A 20,621-nucleotide genomic window follows, 5' to 3' on the forward strand; every position below is an offset into this window, starting at 1 on the left:
CCAGCCGATGGATCACTCGAAGATGCCCGGCATGAGTATGCCGGCTCCTACGACGACGACCGCGAAGAATCCTCCGGCCAAACCCGCCAGGACCACGAAACCGGCGCCAAGGCCTGCGGCGGCGGCGGCCCGCCACGTCGGGCACGCCAAATCCCCGGCCCCGGCGGCCGATCCTCACGCTGGCCACACGATGCCTGCCGCGCCTGACCCGCACGCCGGGCACGCGAAACCCGCCGCTCCGACACCGGCGGCGGACCCTCACGCCGGGCACACAATGGCGCCCGGGGCGCCATCCATGGACCACGCCGCGATGCCGGGGATGGCCCTGCCCGGCGCCACCGACCCCCAGCAATTGCTGAGCGAGATCGAGGTCCCAAAGACGCCCCCGCCGGCGGCCTCCCGAGACCACGCGGCCGACCGCTACTTCCCGCCCGAAGCCATGATGGCGGCGCGGACCCAACTGCGGCAAGAGCACGGCGCGATGCCGGTCTCCAAGGTGATGGCCAGCCTCGCCGAGCACCAGGCGCGCAAGGGGGCCGACGGTTATCGCTGGGAAGGCGAGGCCTGGTTCGGCGGCGACATCAACCGCTTCGTCCTGAAGACCGAAGGCGAAGGAACATCGGGTGAAGGTGTCGAGAGCGCTGAGCTGCAGGCGCTCTATTCGCGCGCCGTGGGCGTCTACACCGACGTCCAGGTTGGCGTGCGGCAGGACTTCGAGCCTCGCGGACGCACCTACGCCACCGTCGGCTTCGAGACCCTGCTGCCCTATTGGTTCGAGGTCGAGGGCGCGGCGTTCCTCTCGACCAAGGGCGATCTGCTCGGACGGCTGGAGGGCAGCTACGACCTCCGGCTGACCAACCGCTGGATCCTGCAGCCCCGCGCCGAGCTGAACTTCGCCGCCCAGAACGACCGCGCCGCGGGCAGGGGGGCAGGCCTGTCAAACGCCGAACTCGGCCTCCGCCTCCGCTACGAGATCCGGCGCGAGTTCGCGCCCTATATCGGCGTCTCCTGGGAGCGCAAAGTCGGCCGGACCGCCGACTACGCCCGTGCCCTCGGTGACACCGTTGAGGACAAGAGTGTCGTGTTCGGTGTTCGGAGCTTCTTCTAGCGCCCTAGGACGACCGAGGGGCCGACTACCCGGCGGAGACCGGGGCCAACGTGCCGAGCCACGCCACCAGGCCCAGCACCAGAATGGAGAGAGCCGTCTCGAGGAGCAGGCTGCGGCGCAGCGCGCCAAGCGCGTGATCGCTTGCCTGTCCGCCGTCGATGGCCGCGCCCAGCGCTGGTGTCAGGCGGAAGCGGTTGGCGGCGGCGAGCGCCAGCATGCTGACGAACAGCACGAGCTTCAGCGAAAGCAGTTGGCCATAGGGTGTGGTCCAGAGGCCGGAAATGCGGGCGGGCCCGACCAGGAACCAGCTGTTGACCAGGCCGGTGGCGATAATCACGGCGACCAGGCCCGTGCCGACGCCGGAGAAGCCGTGGAGAGCCCGGTGCAGCACCCCATCCAGAGTGACCGATGCCGCGCGAGGTCGAAGCAGAAGGAAGAACGCCACGAGTGCGCCGATCCAGGCGCCCGCGGCCAGGGTGTGAAGGATGTCGGCGGTCAGGTGCAGCAGGCCCGGCGCGCCCTCGGTGGCGGCGCCATGACCCATCCAGGCGAAGCTTGCGCTGATAACGGCGCCCAGGCCGGCGCAGACCCACCAGGTCGCGCGGCTGACCCGCCGCGCCAGGGCGGCGAGCGCCAGCGCCGCGGCGCCAGCCCGGATCAGCGTCGAAGGCCCCATCGACATGGTGGTCATCACGGCCGACAGCGACGATGCCGTCATGCCCTCACGGACCGATCCGGCGAGGATCGAGGTGTGGGCCAGGAGACCCACCACGCTGGCCGCCAGCACGACACCGGCGGACCAGGCCAGAACCTTTCGCGGCCAGCTTAGCTCCGCACCTGATCCAGCGCCGTCTTGGGGCAGGGCGTAGATCAGGAAGAGCGATGAACCGAAAAGGACCATCGCGCCTGCGAATTGCAAAAGCCTGAGGACGATCACCGCAGGCTCGAGCACGCGCTACTTCACCGTGAAGGGGACGACGCCGTCCATCTTGTGGCCGTCGTCGGTCGCCGCGTGCCAAGTGATCACATAGGCGCCCGCCATCAGCTTACCCTGCGGCTTGCCGACCATGGTCAGGTGGTCTTTGGAGACCGTCGTCTTCATCTTGACCTTCATGCCGTTCATCGCGGGCATGCTGAGCTCGAATTTCGAGAACGCCGGCGTCAGCTTCTCACTGAAGGTCAGGCTGATGGTCTTCGGCGTCGCAACGGTGGTGTTGGCGGCCGGGTCGGATGTCACGAGGTGGGCATGAGCGGCGGCCTGGCCTGCGATAAGCAGTGCGGCGCCGGCGGCAAGGCCTGCGAAGGTGAGGTGTCTGCGCATCATCAAATTCCCATTGGCTGAAATCGGTAGCTGCCCAATATACGCAACAGGATCGACCATCCCTCACAGCCCCCCGGCGCAGGCGTATGATGATCGGGATGCGAAGGAGCTCTGATAGGCGCCCGAGCGCGCCAGTTCCTGTCGCGGGCGCTGCTGATCGACATTTCGCCGAGACCGGACTAAGTGAAACTGGAATGCGCGCGCTTCTCGCCCTTATGGCCGTCGTGGGTCTGCTGTTCACGCCGATGGCGGCTGCGGCCGCCCAGGAGCGCTGCTCTCACGCCGGCTCAGAGATGGCCGGCATGGAGATGCCGATGGCCCAGGGGTCAGACGACGCGAAAGCCGCCCCCGATCCCTGCTGCGATCACGGCGACAAGGCGCCTCAATCGAGCAAGGCCTGCGCCCAGGCCTGCGCCACCGTGTGTAGCGTCGTGGCTCCCCTCCCGGTCGTCGGCGATTGGAGCGCCCACTCGGCTTCCGTGCGCCTGGTTGCGGTGGCGACATTGCCGCTGGAAGCTCTCGCGCCGCCTCGAACAGAACGACCACCTAGAAGCATCGTCTGAATTGGCCCGCGTTCGCGCGGGACGCCTCTGACCAGCCTGACGTGCGCGTGAGCTCACGCGGTCGCTGATCATCGGGCTAAGGGTCGTCATCCCCCTCCCATTCAGGACGAAAGCAATGGTCCTTTCGAAGATCGCCGCCGCCAGCTTGTCCGCGGTCGTCGCACTCGCCACCAGCTCGGTGAGTCACGCCGCGCCTCTTACCTATGCAGCCGCTTTGGCGGCCGCCGAGACGTCCTCCCCAGACCTGCAAGCGCGTTCGCTGCAGATGGATAGCGCCCGCGCCGCAGCGCGTGCGGCCGGCGCATTGCCGGATCCCAAGCTGGCGTTGGGTCTCGACAACTTTCCGATCTCGGGTCCGCCGGCTGGTCGCTTCAATGGCGACAGCATGACCATGGCCAGGTTCGGCTTCGTCCAAGACGTGCCGAATGGCGCTAAGCGGTCGGCGGAACGCGCCAAAGCGGGAACCTCGATAGCTGCCGCCGGCGCCGCCAAGCGTCTAAGCCTTCGCGAGGTTCATGTGGGCGCGGCGGTGGCGTGGATCGAACTGAACTACGCCAAGGCCCGGCTGCAAGCCCTCGATGATCTCCTGGCCGGCCTGGCTCCCTTCTGGAGGGCGACACCGTCCGTCGTCGCCTCTGGTAACGCGCGACCCGCCCAGTCCCTTGAGGCGCAACAGATGCGGGCGGACCTGGAAGATCGTCGGAGCGAACTGGTGGCCATCGTCGGCCGATCCCGTGCCGAGCTCATCCGCTGGACGGGGGACCCCGACGCCGACGTCGCCGGCCCCGCGCCAAGCTTCGAGGTGGACCCTGGTCCGCTGAGAGCGGCGATTGAGCGCAACCCTCGGCTTGGCGCGCAGGACGCCATAACCCGCCAGGCCGAGACTGACGTTACCCTCGCCCAGGCGGACAAGAGACCCGATTGGAGCTGGGAAATCGCCTATCAACGGCGCGATCCGATGTTCGGTGACATGGTTTCGGCGGGCGTGACGATCAGCCTGCCGATCTTCGCCTCCGGCCGTCAGGATCCGATCATCGCGAGCAAGGTGGCCGCGGCAGGCCAGGCTCACGCCGAGCGCGAGGCTTCGCGGCGCGAGATCGTCGCGCAGCTTGAAACCGGTCTCGCCGATCACCTGATGCACTACGATCAGTGGCGACGATCCGTCGATGTGCTCGTCCCCTTGGCCAAGCAGCGCGCCGACCTGGAAACCGCCAGCTACGGCGCTGGTCGAGCTGGCCTGACCGATGTCGTGCAGGCCTTCACCCAGCTGGCGAACGCCCAGCTCACCCTTTTGGACCGTGAGGCGGCTGTCGCGACGGACGCGGCGCGCCTCAGCCTCTTGTATGGGAGCGACGATCAATGACCGCTCGGTCAACACCGAAGACCCGCCTTGCCGTGGGCGGCGTCGTGATCGCCGCCCTTGCGGCGGCGGGAGGATTTGGCCTTGCGAAGCTTGGCGCGGACAGGCCTGCCGCCAGCGAGCCGGCCGGTCGCCAAGTTCTCTACTGGTACGATCCGATGGTTCCGGCCCAGCACTTCGACAAGCCGGGCAAGTCGCCGTTCATGGACATGCAGCTCGTGCCGAAATACGCCGGGGCAGGAGGTGGGGCGACCGGCGCGGGCGTCGTGATCGACCCGGCGAGGACCCAGAACCTGGGCGTGCGCTTGGCGAGCGCCGAGCGAGGAACCCTGTCCACTGACGCGACGGTGGCCGGGTCCCTGGACTTCAACGAACGTGACGTCGCCATTGTGCAGGCTAAGGCCGCCGGCTTCGTGCAGCGGACCTATAGCCGCGCTCCTGGCGATATCGTCACGGCTGGCGCGCCCCTCGCCGACGTCCTGGTCCCCGAATGGAGCGGCGCGCAGAATGAGTTCCTGGCTGTCCGGCGCACGAGTGACGCCGCGCTGACCTCCGCGGCCCGGCAAAGGCTGCTGCTGCTGGGCATGCCGCCGGCGACCGTGGCGCAGATCGAGCGTTCCGGCCGACCACAGACGGTCGTGACCCTGACCACGCCGACGGGGGGGGTGATCAAGACCCTCAACGTCCGAAACGGCATGACCGTGTCCGCCGGCCAGACCCTGGCGGAAGTGAACGGCCTCTCCCGCGTCTGGCTTAACGCCGCCATGCCCGAGGTGCTCGCCGCGCAAGTCCGGGTGGGGCAGAGCGTGACGGCCACGCTGTCGGCCTTCCCTGGTGAAACCTTCTCCGGTCGCGTCGCCGCCATCCTGCCGCAGGCCAACGCCGAGAGCCGCACCCTGACGGTTCGGGTCGAGTTGCCCAATCGTGGTATGCGGCTCCGCCCGGGGATGTTCGCCACTGTCCACCTTGGCGGGCCTGACGAACCGGCGCTCCTTGTGCCCTCCGAGGCGGTTATCCGGACCGGTCGGCGCACCCTGGTGGTGATCGCGCAGCCCGGTGGTCGATACCTTCCTGCTGAGATCCGTATCGGCCGTGAGGCCAGCGGCAAGACAGAGGTGCTTGGCGGTCTCTCCGAGGGCGAAAAGGTAGTCGCCTCCGGGCAGTTCCTGATCGACTCCGAGGCCAGCCTGTCTGGTCTGCAACCCCGCGTAATGGGCGTGGAACCGGCGGCGCAGGGCAGGGCGGCCGTCGCGGCGACCTACGAGACGGTTGGACGGATCGAGCAGGTGGCCAGCGACAAGGTGACCTTCTCGCATCAGCCGGTTCCCGCCCTGCAGTGGCCGGCCATGACCATGGCCTTCCGGCTGGAGGACCCAGACCTCGTGCGAGGCTACAAGGTCGGTGACCAGGTCCGCTTTGGCTTCGAACAGACCCCCACGGGTCCGACCCTGCGCCGCATCAGCCGGGCGGGCGGCCAATGATCGCCGCCCTGATCCGCGCCTCTGTGCGGGCGCGCTTCTTTGTCCTGCTCGCCACCCTCGGCCTGGTCGCCATTGGCGTCTGGGCCGTGCGATCCACCCCGGTCGATGCGTTGCCCGACCTCTCCGACGTCCAGGTGATCATCCGCACCTCCTACCCTGGCCAAGCCCCCCAGATCGTCGAGAACCAGGTCACCTATCCTCTGACCACCACCATGCTCTCCGTGCCCGGGGCCAAGACGGTGCGCGGCTATTCCTTCTTCGGCGACAGCTTCGTCTATGTGCTGTTTGAGGACGGCACCGACCTCTATTGGGCCCGCTCGCGGGTGCTGGAGTATCTGAACCAGGTCCAGAGCCGCCTGCCGGTCTCAGCCAGGCCGGCGCTCGGACCCGACGCCACCGGCGTCGGCTGGATCTACGAGTACGCCCTGATCGACAAGACCGGCCGTCATGATCTTTCCCAGCTCCGGGGTCTGCAGGACTGGTTCCTGCGCTATGAACTGAAGACCCTTCCGGGCGTGGCCGAGGTCGCGAGCATCGGCGGCATGGTCCGCCAGTATCAGGTGGTCCTCGATCCCGTGAAGCTCGCCGGTTACGGCGTCACCCACAGTCAGGCCGTCGACGCCATTCAGCGCGCCAACCAGGAAGCCGGCGGCTCGGTGCTGGAAATGGGCGAGGCCGAGTACATGGTCCGGGCTTCCGGCTACCTGCGCACGCTCGATGACTTTCGCGCCATCCCCGTGCGCACCGCCGCCGGCGGCATCGCGATCACGCTCGGCGACGTAGCCACCCTTCAGGTCGGCCCGGAAATGCGCCGTGGCGTCGCCGAGCTCAACGGCCAGGGCGAGGTCGCTGGCGGCGTGGTGATCCTGCGCTCGGGCAAGAACGCCCGCGAGACCATCGCGGCCGTCAAGGACAAGCTCCAGGAGCTAAAGCGAAGCCTGCCGGCCGGTGTCGAAGTCGTCACCACCAGCGACCGGTCGCAACTGATCGACCGGGCGATCGAGAACCTCACCAGCAAACTCGCCGAAGAGTTCCTCGTGGTGGCGCTCGTCTGCGCCCTCTTCCTCTGGCACATGCGCTCCGCTCTCGTGGCCATCCTTACGCTGCCGCTAGGCGTGCTCTTCGCCTTCATCGTCATGCGGATCCAGGGCGTCAACGCCAACATCATGTCGCTCGGCGGCATCGCCATCGCCATTGGCGCCATGGTCGATGCGGCCGTGGTGATGATCGAAAACGCTCACAAGCATCTTGAGCGCTGGGAGCATGAGAACCCCGGTCAGAAGATGACCGACCAGGAGCGCTGGAGGATCGTCACGGAAGCCGCTGTGGAGGTCGGTCCCGCCCTGTTCCTGAGCCTGGTGATCATCACGCTGTCCTTCGTGCCGGTCTTCGCCCTGCAGGCCCAGGAGGGTCGGCTGTTCGCACCGCTGGCCTTCACCAAGAGCTACGCCATGGCGGGCGCGGCCATCCTGTCCGTCACCTTGGCGCCGGTCTTGATGGGCTATCTTATCCGCGGCCGGATTCCGGCCGAGAACGCCAATCCGGTGAACCGTTGGCTGACGGCCCTCTACAAGCCGTCGCTCGACTGGGTGATGCGCCGCCCGAAGACCACCCTCCTTGTCGCCCTTCTAGCCTTCGCCACCACGGCCTGGCCGCTCAGCCACCTGGGGGGCGAGTTTATCCCGCACATGGACGAAGGCGACCTGCTCTACATGCCGTCCGCCTTGCCCGGGATCTCCGCAGCGAAGGCCTCGGAGCTGCTCCAGCAGACCGATCGGCTGATCATGACGGTCCCCGAGGTCAAGACCGTGTTCGGAAAGGCGGGGCGCGCCGAGACGGCCACCGATCCGGCGCCGCTGGAGATGTTCGAGACCACGATCCAATTCAAACCGCGCGACCAATGGCGCCCCGGCATGACCCCGGACAAGCTGGTCGACGAACTTGATCGGGCCGTGAAAGTCCCGGGTCTGGCCAATGTCTGGGTGCCGCCGATCCGCAACCGGATCGACATGCTGGCCACCGGCATCAAGAGCCCAATCGGTGTGAAGGTATCAGGCTCCAACCTCGCGGACCTCGACCGTGTGGCCGGGGCCATCGAGGCCGTCGCCAAGACCACGCCGGGGGTCAGCTCTGCCCTGGCCGAGCGGCTCACCGGCGGACGCTATGTCGACGTAGACATCGACCGCGCCGCGGCCGGCCGTTTCGGGCTTAATATCGCCGACGTCCAGGCGATCATCTCGGGCGCCGTGGGCGGCGAGACAGTTGGCGAGACGGTCGAAGGCGTCGCCCGCTACCCGATCAGCGTCCGCTATCCGCGCGAGCTGCGCGACAGCCTCGAGGGGCTGCGGACCCTCCCCCTCCTGACCCCGAGCGGCCAGCAGATCACGCTGGGCACGGTCGCCAAGGTCCAGATCGTCGATGGGCCGCCGATGCTCAAGACGGAGAACGCTCGGCCTTCGACCTGGGTGTATGTTGACGTCCGAGGGCGCGATCTCACCGCCGTTGTCCACGATCTGCAGCAGGCGGTCGCTCAGAAAGTGAAGCTGCCGCCGGGCGTGTCGGTCGCCTACTCCGGGCAGTTCGAATATCTGCAGCGAGCCGCCGAGCGTCTTAAGCTGGTCGTCCCGGCGACCCTGCTGATCATCTTCGTCCTGCTCTATGTCACCTTCGGCCGCTTCGATGAGGCTGCGCTGATCATGGCGACCTTGCCCTTTGCCCTGACCGGCGGGATCTGGACCCTCTACGTGCTGGGCTTCCACCAATCCGTCGCGACCGGCGTTGGCTTCATCGCCCTGGCCGGCGTGTCGGCGGAGTTCGGCGTGGTGATGCTGATCTACCTCAAGCACGCGCTCGCCGAACGCGGCCCAGACCCGAGCCCGGAGGACGTCGAAGCCGCGGTGCGCGAAGGCGCCCTCTTGCGCGTGAGACCCAAGGCCATGACCGTGGCGGTCATCCTCGCCGGTCTGGCCCCGATCCTGGTGGGGCATGGCGCGGGCTCCGAAGTCATGAGCCGAATCGCCGCCCCGATGATCGGCGGCATGCTTACCGCGCCCCTATTGTCGATGCTGGTGATCCCCGCCGGCTACCTGTTGCTCCGCAGGCGGCGTCCGACGAACCTTTCCCCGACCGCTTCAACCCAAGGAGAATTCCCATGAAGCTCATTTTCGCAACCGCGACCGTCCTGGCCCTGACCGCGGGCTTGGCCGCCTGCGGTAAGCCCGCCCCTGAGCAGGCGACCGCGCCCGCCGAGGCTGCGTCGGCGATGGCGGCCTCAACCACCCCGGAGGCGGCCGCGCCGGCGGGCGACATGGGCAAGATGGCGATGTCTGCCGACGCCAAGATGGCCAAGGGCGAAGGGACGGTCACCGCGGTCGACACCACGGCCAACACCATCACCCTCGATCACGGTCCCATCGCCGAGGCAGGCTGGCCAGCGATGACAATGGGGTTCAAGGCGTCGCCGGACCTGGTGGCTCAGGTCAAGACTGGCGACAAGGTGGCCTTCGACCTGAAACTTGAGGGGGGCGGGGGCGAGATAACCGCAATTCAAAAGCAGTGATCCAACGCCGACGGCTGTCCTGTCGCAAACAGGTCAGCCGTCGGCCGAGTGAAGCCTGCAGAGCATAGGCGTTCACGCTGATCACGGCGCTTGCGCATATCCTCCTGGGGAGGATAAGGAGGCGTAGCAACCTTTCTGCGCGGCGACCCTAAATGACATCCTTCACCGATCTGATCGCCCAAGGCACGGCCCATGCGTGGCTGTTCATTCCGAGCGCTATCGTGCTCGGTGCCTTGCACGGTTTGGAGCCCGGCCACTCCAAGACCATGATGGCCGCCTTCATCATCGCTGTGCGCGGGACCATCCGGCAGGCGGTGCTGCTGGGCCTCTGCGCGACGCTCTCGCACACCCTGATCGTCTGGGTGATTGCGCTGGGCGGCATGTATCTCTGGCGCGGGGTCGACAGCGAAATTCTGGAGCCGTATTTCCAGCTCGCCTCCGGCGTGATCATCGTCGGCATGGCGCTGTGGATGCTGTGGCGCAGCCGGCGCGAGCAGCAGCTTGGCGCCGTGCCCGATCACGACCATGGGCATTCCCATGATCATCCGCATCCGCACGGCCATGACGACCATCACCATGGCCACCATGGCCACCATGGCCACCATGGCCACGCGCCCGCCGGGAGTCCGCGCATCGACACCGGTCACGGCGTGCTGCGCTTGGAGGTGTTCGAGGACGGCGTGCCACCGCGCTTCCGAGTTTTCGTCGAGACGGGCCATCGCTGGGGCGCGGGCGAGGTCTCGCTGGAAACCGAACGGCCGGACGGATCGAAGCAGGCGTTCAGCTTCGTGGACCGCGACGGCTATCTGGAAAGCCTGCAGGAAATCCCCGAGCCGCATGAGTTCATGGCGCGGGTGACGCTTTCGCACGGCGACCACGGCCACCACTATGACGTGGCTTTCGTGGAGCACGACCATGGTGGCCACGACCATATGCACGAGGAGCTGCGCGGCCTCGATGTCGCCGCCGGCTATCAGGACGCCCACGAGCTGGCCCACGCCAACGACATCCGTCGCCGCTTCGCCGATCAGAACGTGACCACCGGTCAGATCATCATTTTCGGCCTGACCGGTGGGCTGATCCCTTGTCCGGGCGCGATCACGGTCCTGCTGCTTTGCTTGCAGCTAAAGCAGATCGCGCTCGGCGCGGTGTTGGTGCTGTGTTTCAGTATCGGGCTGGCGCTCACCATGGTGACTTCGGGCGTGATCGCCGCGCTCAGCGTCAAGCATGTCTCCAAGCGTTGGAGCGGCTTTGGTGAGATCGTACGCAAGGCGCCCTTCGTTTCGGGCGTGGTGATCCTGCTGATCGGCGTCTACATCGGGGTGAACGGCTGGATCGCCCTCCAGGGCGGCGGCCACTAGGAGGTCCGGGTGAGCCACACCACCGACAAGCAACTGCTCAACCGGCTGAAGCGAGCCAATGGTCACCTCGCCAAGATCGTCGGCATGATCGAGGCCAACCGCGACGGCATGGAGATCGCCCAGCAGATGCAGGCGGTGATCAGCGCGCTGGAGAACGCCAAGGTGGTGCTGATCCGCGATCATATCGAGCATCACCTCGAAGAGATCGTAGGGGACCTTGGTCCCGAGGCCCGCGACAAGCTCGGGCGGCTGAGTGAGCTGGCAAAGTTCCTTTAAAGGGTTCTGCTGATCACTCGGCGCGTCCGACGACGACCCCGTCCAGCAACCCGCGCCCCCGACCCGACGGGCCCGTTGGGCCGACCGTGTCGAGAACGCCGTTGGTCGGAGCGGATCTAGTCCGTGCCGTTGCCGGAGCATGTGCGTTGCGCGGCGACAACCATGGTGTCTGCAAAACCATTCAGCCGCCCTAAGACGGTCGGCTGGCTCGCCGAAACCACTTCGAGCCGACGACGGAGGCGGCCTACCATCCCGGGGCCTTCCGACCCCGCCAGCATCCAGGCCTGATCGGTGGCCCGCTGCAGAGTCCCGGCGTCGCCGGCAGCGAAGCGCACACCTGCGGTTACCGGACGCGAGGAAAGCGAATAGAGCCGTTTATAGTGTTCGTGCCCTGGCCCCAGATCATAGGTCTTCAGGCCCAACTGCGGCATGGCGTCGATCGCGTGCATAAGGAAGATGTGGCCGGGAGCCCATTCCGCCAGGTCCGGATCTGTGGATGCGATCCAGGGGTGGTAAATGTCCGCGGCACGCAGGCCGAAATGACCGGCGACCAGCCGCTCACCTGCGTAAAGGCCGACCAGCAACCCCCCGAAAGCCGGGTTGCTGTCCTGAAACAATCCCTGCAGCATCCCATTGACCCACGCGGGGCGCAGAAAATCAAAAGCGCCGGTGCGCGAGAGTTGGCGGCGTTTCCAGTCCAGCAAGGTGTCGAACACCCGTTGATCAGTCACGGCGGCGACGCGGAGGGGCCCGAAGGTTCGCTCCAGACCATGGCCCAGCCGGCGGTAATTTTTGAAACTTTTTGGTCGCAGTTGGCGCAGCGCCTCCAGATAGCCCTCTGCCGAGCCGTCGACTTCAATCAGGAACCCCTCTCGGGAGGCTGCGGTTGGAGAGGGCGCGATGTTGCTGGTGAAACGGTAGGCCGTGAGGCCTGCGCCTTGCAGCGCACTCTCAAGATCAAAGCCTTCCTCGGCGACCGGTCCATGATAGTCCCCAAGCGGCGCGCCAAGCGGATACGCAGCCCCGCCCAGACGCCGATGGTGCGGCAGAAAGGCCACTGGCCGCTCGACGCCATCCGGGCCGAGTGTTCTCCAAACCGTCACCAGGGTGTCCGTGCGGAAACGACCGACATGGTTGGCGAAGTCGGGCCCTAGGAGAGGACTGGCGAAAACGGGGCTCGATGCGCAAAGGGCTCGCCAAGCCTCATGGTCGTCTGCGGTAAGATCGCAAGGATGGAGCGTGTCTGCCCGCATCATGATTCCAACCCTGTGCATCTGTCTTGAAAAGGCGCTGTCGCCAGTGCCCATGTCGGACGAGCACCATCCTGGCCATGTAAACCTAAAATTTGCTTGCGCGGTTTCGGAGTGATTTGAAGTCTGAGACTCCGATGGAGTTTGATCCCAGGCGAGGGGATAGGGCGGCGCGATCCTCAAGTTCGTCGCCGGACGGTGGTCCGCCGATCACTGCTGCGTCAAAGGTGACCCGGCGCCCCCAGCGTGATCGTGGGCGCAGAGGCTGTGATCGCTGAGCACTTCGATCACCCGACAGTCGGCGACCGGGCCATCACAGCCGTTGGCCAGCATGCGCTGCAATTCGGATTTCAGGGCTGACAGCTGCGCGATCTTCTCCTCGACGATGGCGAGATGGCTTTCGGCCAGGCGGTTGGCGTCCGCGCAGGGCTGGTCCGGATGGGCGGAAAGGTCGAGCAGATCGCGTATGGCTTCGACAGAGAAGCCGAGTTGCCGGGCATGCTTGATGAAGGCCAGGCGGCGAAGCGTCTCGTCGCCATAGACCCGCCTGTTGTTCTCTGTCCGCGTCGCCTGCGGCAGAAGCCCGATATCCTCATAGAACCGGATCGTCGTGATCTTCACGTCGGTGGCCTTGGCCAACCGGCCGATGGGCATGTCCATGCGTGGCTCCTTGCTGGTCGTCAAATAGGGGCTTGCTCCTCCAGCGACTAGAGGATGCAGACAGATGGCATGACAAAGCTCAGGCTTAAATCGAACGCGCACAGCCCACGACATCTGGCCGTCGTTATCGATTTCTCTTCCACCGCTCTGCGCGTATAGGTCGACGTGTGATCAACCTCCGCACCTGGTGGCGAAGCCTGGGAAGCTCGAAGGCTTTCTTCCTCGCCGTCGCGCTGCTCTTCGCGCCCGTCGCGGAGGCGTTCGCGTGTGCGCCGGAGGCCCCGGTCGCCGCGACCGAACAGCAGGCGGGCGTGGTGACGCCTACCGACAACGGCGACGCCCACCAAAACGCGCAGGACGAAATCTGCCAACATGGACACTGCCATCATGGCGGCTCGCTGATCGCCCCGGAACTCACCGAGGTTTCAGTTCAAGCCGCGAGTTCGGACCAGAACGCTCTGCCGACTTGTGGCCTGTTGATGTCCCGCACCACGTCGAGGCTCGAACGCCCTCCGCGCGCCTGACGACGACCGCGCTTTGCGCGGGCTCTGTCGTCAATCGCGAGAAGGTACATGCAGTCACACATCCGTCGACGACCGCTTTTGGCGGTCACCCTGGGGCTGAGCGCCCATGCGCTCTGCGTAAGCTTTGCGTTGGCTGACCCGGCTCCACCGTTCAGCGCCCTCCTGGCCCAAGCCCAGTCAACCGCGCCACGGCTTGCTGAGTCCCGCGCGGAGATCGCAAAGGCCCAAGGCCTCGCGCGCCAGGCCGGAGCCCTGCCCAATCCCACCCTAGGCGTGGAGTTCGAAAACTTCTCAGGGTCAGGCCCCTTCAAGGGAACCGATCTCGCCGAAACGACCGCCTCGATCGGGCAGACCTTAGAACTCGGCGGCAAGCGCTCCGCGCGCGTGTCCGCTGGACGCGCCGAGATCGATGCCGCCCGCGCCCGGTCAGTCCAGGTCAGCGCCGAATTCGCTTTCGATCTCGCCCAATCCTATGCCCTGGCCGAGGCGTCGGAGCGCCGGATGCAGTTGGCGAGCGAGACGCTCACCCTTGCTCAGGAAGACGCCAGGATCGCCACGGCGCTGGTAGAGGCCGGGCGGGAAGCCGACGTTCGGCGCGTGCAGGCCCAGGCGGGCGTGCAAGCCGCCAAGGCGAATGTGGATGCTGCGCGTTCGGCGCGGGTCACAGCCTTCGCGAACCTGACCGCGATGAGCGGATCGCCTGTACCGCTGACCTCCATACCCACTAGCCTGCTTGCCCAGGCCGAACGGACCGCCCCTGGCCCGCGTCCAGACCCAACGGCCAGTCCCGCCTACCTTGCGGCTCAAGGGGCCCGCGAAGCCGCCGCACGCCGGGTACGTGTTGAAGGGTCACGGGCCATCCCCGACGTCGAGGTTTCGGTTGGCCTTCGGCGGTTCCAAGCCGACGATGCCACGGCCATTGTCGCCGGCTTCTCCACGTCGTTGCCGCTGTTTGACCGGAACCGCGGGAACATCAACGCCGCGCAAGCCGATCTCGCCGCGACAGACGCGCGGCTGAACGGTGCGCGGCTCGATGCCGAGGCGGCGGCCGGCGCGAGCCAGGACCGCGAGATCGCTGCGCAAAGCCGGCTGCTGGCCGCACGGGAGAGTGAGCAAAGCGCCGACGAGGCCTATCGCCTCACCCGGCTCGGCTTCGAAGGCGGAAAGCTCGACCTGATCGAAGTTCTGAATGCCCGACGCGCGCTCACCGAAGCGCGCACCCAAACCATTGATGCCGCGCTGGAGCGGCTTGGCGCCCAGGCGGCGCTCGCGCGCCTCGCAGGCCGCGCCCCCTTCGGAGACCAACCATGAGACAAGATAACAGGCGCCTGTACGCGGGGGCTGCTGTGGCGGTCCTGGTCGCGGCGATCGCCGGCTTCGGCATTGCGAAGATGACCGGCGGAAAGCCAGCCACGCCGCCTGCCGCAGCGGCGGAAGCCGAACACAAGGAGGGCGAAGCTGACGCCGTGGAGATGACCCCTGAGGCGATCCGCGCGACCGGCATCCTCGTCCAGGCCGTCTCCGCCGGCGGGTTCGCCGGCGAGGTGTTGGCGCAAGGCAGCGTGACCGCTTCGCCGAACGGTCAGGCCATTCTCACGGCGCGCGCGGCCGGTGCGGTCACCCGCATCTACAAGCGCCTTGGGGACCCCGTACGGGTGGGCGAGACCCTGGCCGTGGTCGAGAGCCGAGAGGCGGCGCAGATCGCCGCCGACCGGACGGTCGCCTCAGCGCGCGCCAACCTGGCGCAGAAGACCCTGACGCGAGAGAAACGGCTGTTCGAGCAGCGGGTGTCCGCGCGGCAAGACTACGAGCAGGCCCAAGCCGAGGCTGCGGCGGCCTCTGCCGAAGCGCGACGCGCCCAAATGGCGGCGGGCGCCGCCAATGTCACAGCCGACGGGCGCGGCGTCGTCGTCTCCAGCCCCATCTCCGGACGCATCACGGCGGCCTCGGTCAGTCTGGGCGCGTTCGTCCAGCCTGAGACAGAGCTGTTCCGTGTCGCCGATCCCCGCCTCGTTCACGTCGAGGCCGCCCTGAGCGCCTTGGACGCGCCGCGCATTTCGCCGGGCGACCGGGCGATCGTCGAGACGGCTGACGGCCGCTCGATCGAGGGTCGCGTGCGCTCGGTGACACCTGGGCTGAACGCCGAAACTCGGGCGGCGACGGCGGTGCTGGAATTGGCGCCGACCGGATTGCAGCCGGGGCAGTCGGTCCGGGTTCGCATCGTTCCGCGCGCTGCTGCGGCATCCACCCTCATCGTGGTGCCCGACGAGGCGATCCAGACCTTCGAGGGCCGCGACGTGGTCTTCCTGCGCACCGCCAAGGGCTTCCGGGCTCAGCCGGTGGTGGTCGGACAGCGAAGCGCTGGACGGGCCGAGATCGTCAGCGGCCTGACCGCCGGCCAGGCCCTCGCCGCGAAGAACGCCTTCCTGCTCAAGGCTGAGCTGGGCAAGGGCGAAGGCGAGGAGCACTAGCCATGATCGCAGGTCTCATGGCCTTCTCCGTCCGGGCGCGCTGGGCGGTCATCTTCATCATCGCGATCGTCTCGGCGTTCGGCGTGTGGCAACTGACCCGGCTGCCGATCGACGCGGTGCCCGACATCACCAACAAGCAGGTGCAGATCAACAGCATCGATCCGGGGCTCTCCCCGATCGAGATCGAGAAGCGGGTCACCTTCCCGGTCGAGACGGCGCTGGCCGGGATACCGGGGCTTGAAAGCACCCGGTCCATTTCCCGCAACGGCTTTTCCCAGGTCACGGCGATCTTCGAGGAGAAGGTCGATCTCTATTTCGCCCGCCAACAGGTCAGCGAGCGACTGAGCCAGGCGCGCGACAGCCTGCCCGATGGCGTTCAGCCGCAGATCGGTCCAGTGACGACGGGGCTCGGCGAGGTGTTCATGTACACCGTCGACTACGCCAACCCCGGTGGCAAAGGCGCGAAGATCACCAATGGCAAACCAGGCTGGCAGTCGGATGGAAGTTTCCTGACGCCCGAGGGCGAGCGCCTGGCCGACGAGGTTTCTCGCGCGGCCTACCTGCGGACGGTGCAGGATTGGATCATCAGCCCGCAGCTTCGCACCGTCGATGGCGTGGCCGGGATCGATAGCATCGGCGGGTTTGAGAAGCAGTATCTGGTCGAACCCGACCCGGTGAAGCTGAGCGCCTACGGCGTCTCATTCTCTGAGCTCGCCAAAGCACTCGAAGCCTCCAACATCTCGGTGGGGGCCAACTTCCTGGAACGTGCGGGCGAGGCCTATCTGGTTCGCGCCGACGCCCGTATCCGCTCGATCAACGAGATTTCAGACGCCGTGATCGCCACCCGGGGCGGCGTCGCGGTCCATGTCCGAGACGTCGCCGCTGTCCGGCTAGGCGGCGAGCTTCGGACGGGGGCCGCCAGCATGAACGGCCACGAAGTCGTCGTCGGTACGGCCCTCATGTTGATTGGCGAGAACAGTCGCACGGTCGCAAAGGGGGTCGGTGAGAAGCTCCAAACGATCGAGAAGTCGCTGCCTTCGGGAGTGAAGGTCACCCCGACCCTGGATCGATCCAAGCTCGTGAACGCCACGATTGCGACCGTTCAGCGAAACCTCTTCGAGGGCGCGGTGCTCGTGGCGATCGCCCTGTTCTTCCTGCTCGGCAACGTGCGCGCCGCGCTGATCGCCGTCCTGATCATTCCGATCTCGTTCCTGATGACGGCCATCGGCATGAATACGCTCGGCGTGTCCGGAAACCTCATGAGCCTTGGCGCGCTCGACTTCGGCCTGATCGTCGACGGCGCGGTGATCATCATCGAGAACTGCCTGAGGCGACTGGCGGAACGGCAACATCGCGAAGGCCGGCTGCTGGTGCTTCGCGAGCGGCTGGAGGAGACGATGTTGGCGTCCCAGGAGATGATCAAGCCGACCGTCTACGGCCAGGCGATCATCTTTCTGGTCTTCGCGCCGCTGCTCACCTTCACCGGGGTGGAGGGCAAGACCTTCTCGCCGATGGCCATCACCCTGATGCTGGCGCTCGCAGCGGCGTTCATCCTTTCGCTGACCTTTGTCCCGGCGATGGTGGCGCTCCTGATCCGCGGCAAGGTTGCCGAGAAGGAAGTTTGGGCGATCGCCAAGATCAAGGCGCGGTACGAACCTCTCCTGCGCCAGGCCGTGGCCAAGCCCTGGCCATTCATTGGCGCAGCCGCCGCCGTGTTCTTCGTTTCCGGGGTGGTGTTCACCTTCCTGGGCCAGGAGTTTATTCCGCAGCTCGACGAGAAGAACCTGGCGCTGGCGTCGCAACGCATTCCCTCCACGTCTCTCGAACAATCGTTGCGGATGCAGCGCGGCGTGGAAGCAGCGATCAAGAGCCTGCCCGAGGTCGACTACATGTTCTCGAAGACTGGGACGGCTGAGGTGGCGACCGACCCGATGCCGCCGAATATCTCCGATGGCTTCGTCATCCTGAAGCCGCAGAAGGACTGGCCGAAGGGGGTCAAGACCAAGGAAGACGTGATCGCGCGCGTCGAGGCCAAGGCCAACTCGCTGATCGGCAACGGCTACGAACTCAGCCAGCCGATAGAACTTCGCTTCAACGAACTGATTGGCGGCGTTCGCGGCGACGTGGCCATCAAGATCTATGGCGACGATCTCGACCAGATGACCGCCACCGGTGTTCGCATCGCGGCGGCGCTTCAATCGACGCCGGGTTCGGCGGACGTGAAGGTCGAGCAGGTCAGTGGTGCGCCGACGCTCGACGTCCGCTTCGACCGCGCCGCGATCGGGCGCTTTGGCCTGACCGTCGAGGAGGTGGCCGACACGGTCGCCGCCGCGATGGCCGGTCGCGAGGCGGGGCTACTGTTTGAAGGCGACCGCCGCTTCGACGTTGTCGTCCGCGTGCCGCAGACCACCCGAAACGATCTCGACGCCTTGGGTGCGCTGCCGGTGATGTTGCCGGAAGAAGGTGGTCACGCCCGTGGCTCAGTGCCCCTCAGCCAACTGGCGCAGTTCCGCTACGTTGAGGGGCTGAACCAGATCAGCCGCGAGAGTGGAAAGCGCCGCGTGGTGGTTCAGTCCAATGTTCGCGGGCGCGACGTTGGGTCGTTCGTCAAGGAAGCGCTGCCCAAGGTTGATGCGGTAGCTCTTCCACCCGGCATCTTCATCGAATGGGGTGGTCAGTTCCAGAACCTGCAGGCCGCCGCCCAACGGCTGGGGATCGTGGTCCCGATCTGCTTCGCGGCGATCTTCGCCATGCTCTACCTGGCGCTCGGTGGGTTCGCCCCGGCCACGGCGGTCTTCCTCGCCGTGCCGCTCGGTCTGGCCGGGGGGATATTCGCCCTGGCCCTGACAGGCATCAACTTCTCCATCTCAGCGGCGGTTGGCTTCATCGTGCTGGCGGGTGTCGCGGTGCTGAACGGGCTGGTGGTGATGAGCAGCATCCGGCAGCGGCTGGAGGTCGGCATGGCGCTCACCCAGGCCATCATCGAAGGCGCGATGGAAAAGGTGCGTCCGGTGGTGATGACCGGTCTGGTGCCAGCTATCGGCTTCATCCCGATGGCGCTCGCTCACGGCACCGGAGCCGAGGTGCAGAAGCCTCTGGCGATGGTGGTCATCGGCGGCCTGATCACCTCGACCGTTCTCACCCTGCTGGTGCTCCCGGCTATCACCCAGGTGGTGCTTGGCTTCGCCATGCGCCGACGGCCCGAGCCTGAGACGACGCGGACACTCGCGCCCGCTGAATGAGAAACGCACACCCCGGCGTCTGTTGCCGGGGTGTGCTCGCAAGGAGCCTTCCATGAGCGAACCCATGAAACTTCTCAGGATCTACACCGACGAAGCCGCATACTTCGGCGACCGGAAAGTGTTTGAGGTCATCGCCAACCGAGCCCGTGAGGCGAAGCTCGCCGGGGCTACGGTGCTGATGGCGTTGCTCGGCTTTGGGCGCACGGCCCACGTGCGCACACGGCACATCCTCAACGACGACCAGTCAGTGGTCATCGAGATCGTCGACGAGGACGCCGCGCTCCGGACCTTCGTCGCTTCGCTGAGTGACCTCCCCGAGGTGGGGTTGATCACCTTGGAAGCAGTCGAAGTTCTGGCCCCTCAGCCGCTCGCACGACCGCCGGCTTAGCGAGATGCCCCGATGGCTTAACCCCGCGCCACGTTCGGTCGCCAACCCTCAGCACGGTAGAATTGACTGATGGAACCTCACGATCCCGCAGTGGAGAAGGGTTCAGCCCATAGCCACGTGCAGAACGCCAACAGCCGGCAGATCGCCATCGCCCTGGCACTGACCGGTTCGTTTCTCGTGGCGGAGATCATCGGCGGGCTCGTCTTCAAAAGCCTGGCGCTGCTCTCAGACGCGGCCCACATGTTCACCGATGTGGCGGCCCTGACGATCGCGCTCATCGCCATAAAGGTCGGGCAACGTGCGGCGGACGAGCGGCGCACCTTTGGCTATCGACGGTTTGAAATCCTGGCCGCCGCATTCAATGCCGTCCTGCTGTTCGGGGTGGCTATCTACGTTCTGATTGAAGGTTGCCGCCGCATCTTCGAGCCGGAGCCGGTGCAGTCCACCGGTATGCTCATCGTGGCGAGCCTGGGCTTGATCGCGAACCTGATCTCAATGCGCGTTCTGGCTGGAGGCAAGGACAAGAGCCTCAACGTAAAGGGCGCATATCTCGAAGTCTGGGCCGACATGGTCGGGTCCATCGGCGTGATCGTTGGCGCGATCGTCATTTCGTTTACCGGGTGGAGCTGGGTCGATCCCGTTGTCGCCATCGGGGTCGGGCTTTGGGTGCTTCCCCGAACCTGGGTCCTGCTGCGCGCCAGCACCAACATCCTCCTTGAAGGCGCGCCATCGGGCGTGGCCCTCACGGCGCTACGAAAGACGATTGCGGAAACCCCTGGCGTCGCTGAGGTTCACGACCTTCATCTCTGGGTCTCAGGCGCAGATCAGCCGCACTGCTCGGTCCATATCGTGCTCGCTGACGCAGCCGATAGCGACACGGTGCGCGAGGACTTGGCGACGCGTCTCGAAGCCGAATTCGATGTTCACCACGTGACCATTCAAACCGAGCGAACGCCTTGCGACGCTCGCGGCGAACTCCACCCGTGACCGTCTCCCGCTCTCACCGGCAAACGCCACAGACCGCGATCCGCACTCCTCGAAGGGGCTCCGCAATGAA

General features: G+C 66.3%; 18 protein-coding genes. 14 read left to right on the top strand and 4 right to left on the bottom strand.

Annotated features, from left to right (window positions below; translation table 11 throughout):
• Positions 1–295 precede the first annotated feature (295 nt).
• Positions 296–1,108: a copper resistance protein B gene (locus tag ACO06I_RS01155; RefSeq protein WP_421930802.1), complete on the top strand. Its 813-nt coding sequence runs from the start codon at positions 296–298 to the stop codon at positions 1,106–1,108.
• A 25-nt stretch (positions 1,109–1,133) separates the two neighbouring features.
• Here ACO06I_RS01155 and copD read toward each other — a convergent pair whose 3' ends face one another.
• Positions 1,134–2,060, bottom strand: a complete 927-nt coding sequence (gene copD, locus ACO06I_RS01160) for a copper homeostasis membrane protein CopD (protein WP_421930803.1) — start codon at positions 2,058–2,060, stop codon at positions 1,134–1,136.
• A 3-nt stretch (positions 2,061–2,063) separates the two neighbouring features.
• Positions 2,064–2,429, bottom strand: coding sequence for a copper homeostasis periplasmic binding protein CopC (copC, locus tag ACO06I_RS01165; protein ID WP_421930804.1), 366 nt, complete (start codon positions 2,427–2,429; stop codon positions 2,064–2,066).
• A gap of 194 nt (positions 2,430–2,623) precedes the next feature.
• On the opposite strand from copC, the gene ACO06I_RS01170 reads away from it, so the two are divergent.
• The 7 genes from ACO06I_RS01170 (at position 2,624) to ACO06I_RS01200 (ending at position 11,029) form a co-directional block, all read left to right on the top strand.
• Positions 2,624–2,992 (top strand): hypothetical protein, encoded by a 369-nt coding sequence (locus tag ACO06I_RS01170; protein WP_421930805.1) that lies wholly within the window; start codon positions 2,624–2,626, stop codon positions 2,990–2,992.
• 115 nt (positions 2,993–3,107) lie between these two features.
• Positions 3,108–4,355: a TolC family protein gene (locus ACO06I_RS01175; protein ID WP_421930806.1), complete on the top strand. Its 1,248-nt coding sequence runs from the start codon at positions 3,108–3,110 to the stop codon at positions 4,353–4,355.
• Positions 4,352–5,833: an efflux RND transporter periplasmic adaptor subunit gene (locus tag ACO06I_RS01180; protein ID WP_421930807.1), complete on the top strand. Its 1,482-nt coding sequence runs from the start codon at positions 4,352–4,354 to the stop codon at positions 5,831–5,833. Before ACO06I_RS01175 ends, ACO06I_RS01180 begins: the two co-directional genes overlap by 4 nt.
• The gene (locus ACO06I_RS01185; protein WP_421930808.1) at positions 5,830–8,988 is read left to right on the top strand and encodes an efflux RND transporter permease subunit; all 3,159 of its coding nucleotides are present in this window, start codon (positions 5,830–5,832) and stop codon (positions 8,986–8,988) included. The genes ACO06I_RS01180 and ACO06I_RS01185 overlap by 4 nt, the downstream gene beginning before the upstream one ends.
• Entirely contained in the window at positions 8,985–9,392 is a 408-nt protein-coding gene (locus ACO06I_RS01190; protein WP_421930809.1) for a copper-binding protein, read from the top strand. Before ACO06I_RS01185 ends, ACO06I_RS01190 begins: the two co-directional genes overlap by 4 nt.
• Positions 9,393–9,544: 152 nt before the next feature.
• Positions 9,545–10,753: a nickel/cobalt efflux transporter gene (locus tag ACO06I_RS01195; protein WP_421930810.1), complete on the top strand. Its 1,209-nt coding sequence runs from the start codon at positions 9,545–9,547 to the stop codon at positions 10,751–10,753.
• A 9-nt stretch (positions 10,754–10,762) separates the two neighbouring features.
• Positions 10,763–11,029 carry a metal-sensing transcriptional repressor gene (locus tag ACO06I_RS01200; RefSeq protein ID WP_304777643.1) on the top strand — a complete coding sequence of 89 codons (267 nt, stop codon included), beginning with the start codon at positions 10,763–10,765 and terminating at the stop codon, positions 11,027–11,029.
• A gap of 116 nt (positions 11,030–11,145) precedes the next feature.
• Here the strand turns inward: ACO06I_RS01200 and ACO06I_RS01205 are convergent, their stop codons facing one another.
• Positions 11,146–12,087, bottom strand: coding sequence for a GNAT family N-acetyltransferase (locus ACO06I_RS01205; protein WP_421930811.1), 942 nt, complete (start codon positions 12,085–12,087; stop codon positions 11,146–11,148).
• A 402-nt stretch (positions 12,088–12,489) separates the two neighbouring features.
• A complete protein-coding gene (locus ACO06I_RS01210) occupies positions 12,490–12,939 on the bottom strand; it encodes a MerR family transcriptional regulator (RefSeq protein WP_421930812.1) in 450 nt (149 codons plus the stop codon).
• 167 nt (positions 12,940–13,106) lie between these two features.
• Between ACO06I_RS01210 and ACO06I_RS01215 the strand changes: the two genes are divergently transcribed.
• The 6 genes from ACO06I_RS01215 (at position 13,107) to ACO06I_RS01240 (ending at position 20,551) form a co-directional block, all read left to right on the top strand.
• Positions 13,107–13,463 (top strand): hypothetical protein, encoded by a 357-nt coding sequence (locus ACO06I_RS01215; protein ID WP_421930813.1) that lies wholly within the window; start codon positions 13,107–13,109, stop codon positions 13,461–13,463.
• Positions 13,464–13,511: 48 nt separating this feature from the next.
• Complete coding sequence (locus ACO06I_RS01220) at positions 13,512–14,774, top strand: TolC family protein (RefSeq protein WP_421930814.1); 1,263 nt, start codon at positions 13,512–13,514, stop codon at positions 14,772–14,774.
• Positions 14,771–15,934 carry an efflux RND transporter periplasmic adaptor subunit gene (locus ACO06I_RS01225; RefSeq protein ID WP_421930815.1) on the top strand — a complete coding sequence of 388 codons (1,164 nt, stop codon included), beginning with the start codon at positions 14,771–14,773 and terminating at the stop codon, positions 15,932–15,934. Before ACO06I_RS01220 ends, ACO06I_RS01225 begins: the two co-directional genes overlap by 4 nt.
• Positions 15,935–15,936: 2 nt before the next feature.
• Positions 15,937–19,176 (top strand): efflux RND transporter permease subunit, encoded by a 3,240-nt coding sequence (locus ACO06I_RS01230; protein ID WP_421930816.1) that lies wholly within the window; start codon positions 15,937–15,939, stop codon positions 19,174–19,176.
• Between the two features lie 52 nt (positions 19,177–19,228).
• Positions 19,229–19,564, top strand: coding sequence for a DUF190 domain-containing protein (locus ACO06I_RS01235; RefSeq protein WP_421930817.1), 336 nt, complete (start codon positions 19,229–19,231; stop codon positions 19,562–19,564).
• A 69-nt stretch (positions 19,565–19,633) separates the two neighbouring features.
• On the top strand, positions 19,634–20,551 hold the full coding sequence (locus ACO06I_RS01240; RefSeq protein WP_421930818.1) for a cation diffusion facilitator family transporter: 918 nt from the start codon (positions 19,634–19,636) through the stop codon (positions 20,549–20,551).
• Positions 20,552–20,621: the final 70 nt, after the last annotated feature.

The sequence above is a fragment of the Phenylobacterium sp. genome (assembly GCF_965229015.1).
GTDB lineage: Bacteria > Pseudomonadota > Alphaproteobacteria > Caulobacterales > Caulobacteraceae > Phenylobacterium.

Bases quoted from the DNA above. Each gene is read 5' to 3' on its own strand.
- ACO06I_RS01155 (WP_421930802.1), top strand. From the start codon at position 296: ATGGACCACGCCGCGATGCCGGGGATGGCCCTGCCCGGCGCCACCGAC.
- copC (WP_421930804.1), bottom strand. From the start codon at position 2,429: ATGCGCAGACACCTCACCTTCGCAGGCCTTGCCGCCGGCGCCGCACTG.
- ACO06I_RS01170 (WP_421930805.1), top strand. From the start codon at position 2,624: ATGCGCGCGCTTCTCGCCCTTATGGCCGTCGTGGGTCTGCTGTTCACG.
- ACO06I_RS01175 (WP_421930806.1), top strand. From the start codon at position 3,108: ATGGTCCTTTCGAAGATCGCCGCCGCCAGCTTGTCCGCGGTCGTCGCA.
- ACO06I_RS01180 (WP_421930807.1), top strand. From the start codon at position 4,352: ATGACCGCTCGGTCAACACCGAAGACCCGCCTTGCCGTGGGCGGCGTC.
- ACO06I_RS01185 (WP_421930808.1), top strand. From the start codon at position 5,830: ATGATCGCCGCCCTGATCCGCGCCTCTGTGCGGGCGCGCTTCTTTGTC.
- ACO06I_RS01190 (WP_421930809.1), top strand. From the start codon at position 8,985: ATGAAGCTCATTTTCGCAACCGCGACCGTCCTGGCCCTGACCGCGGGC.
- ACO06I_RS01195 (WP_421930810.1), top strand. From the start codon at position 9,545: ATGACATCCTTCACCGATCTGATCGCCCAAGGCACGGCCCATGCGTGG.
- ACO06I_RS01210 (WP_421930812.1), bottom strand. From the start codon at position 12,939: ATGGACATGCCCATCGGCCGGTTGGCCAAGGCCACCGACGTGAAGATC.
- ACO06I_RS01220 (WP_421930814.1), top strand. From the start codon at position 13,512: ATGCAGTCACACATCCGTCGACGACCGCTTTTGGCGGTCACCCTGGGG.
- ACO06I_RS01225 (WP_421930815.1), top strand. From the start codon at position 14,771: ATGAGACAAGATAACAGGCGCCTGTACGCGGGGGCTGCTGTGGCGGTC.
- ACO06I_RS01230 (WP_421930816.1), top strand. From the start codon at position 15,937: ATGATCGCAGGTCTCATGGCCTTCTCCGTCCGGGCGCGCTGGGCGGTC.
- ACO06I_RS01235 (WP_421930817.1), top strand. From the start codon at position 19,229: ATGAGCGAACCCATGAAACTTCTCAGGATCTACACCGACGAAGCCGCA.
- ACO06I_RS01240 (WP_421930818.1), top strand. From the start codon at position 19,634: ATGGAACCTCACGATCCCGCAGTGGAGAAGGGTTCAGCCCATAGCCAC.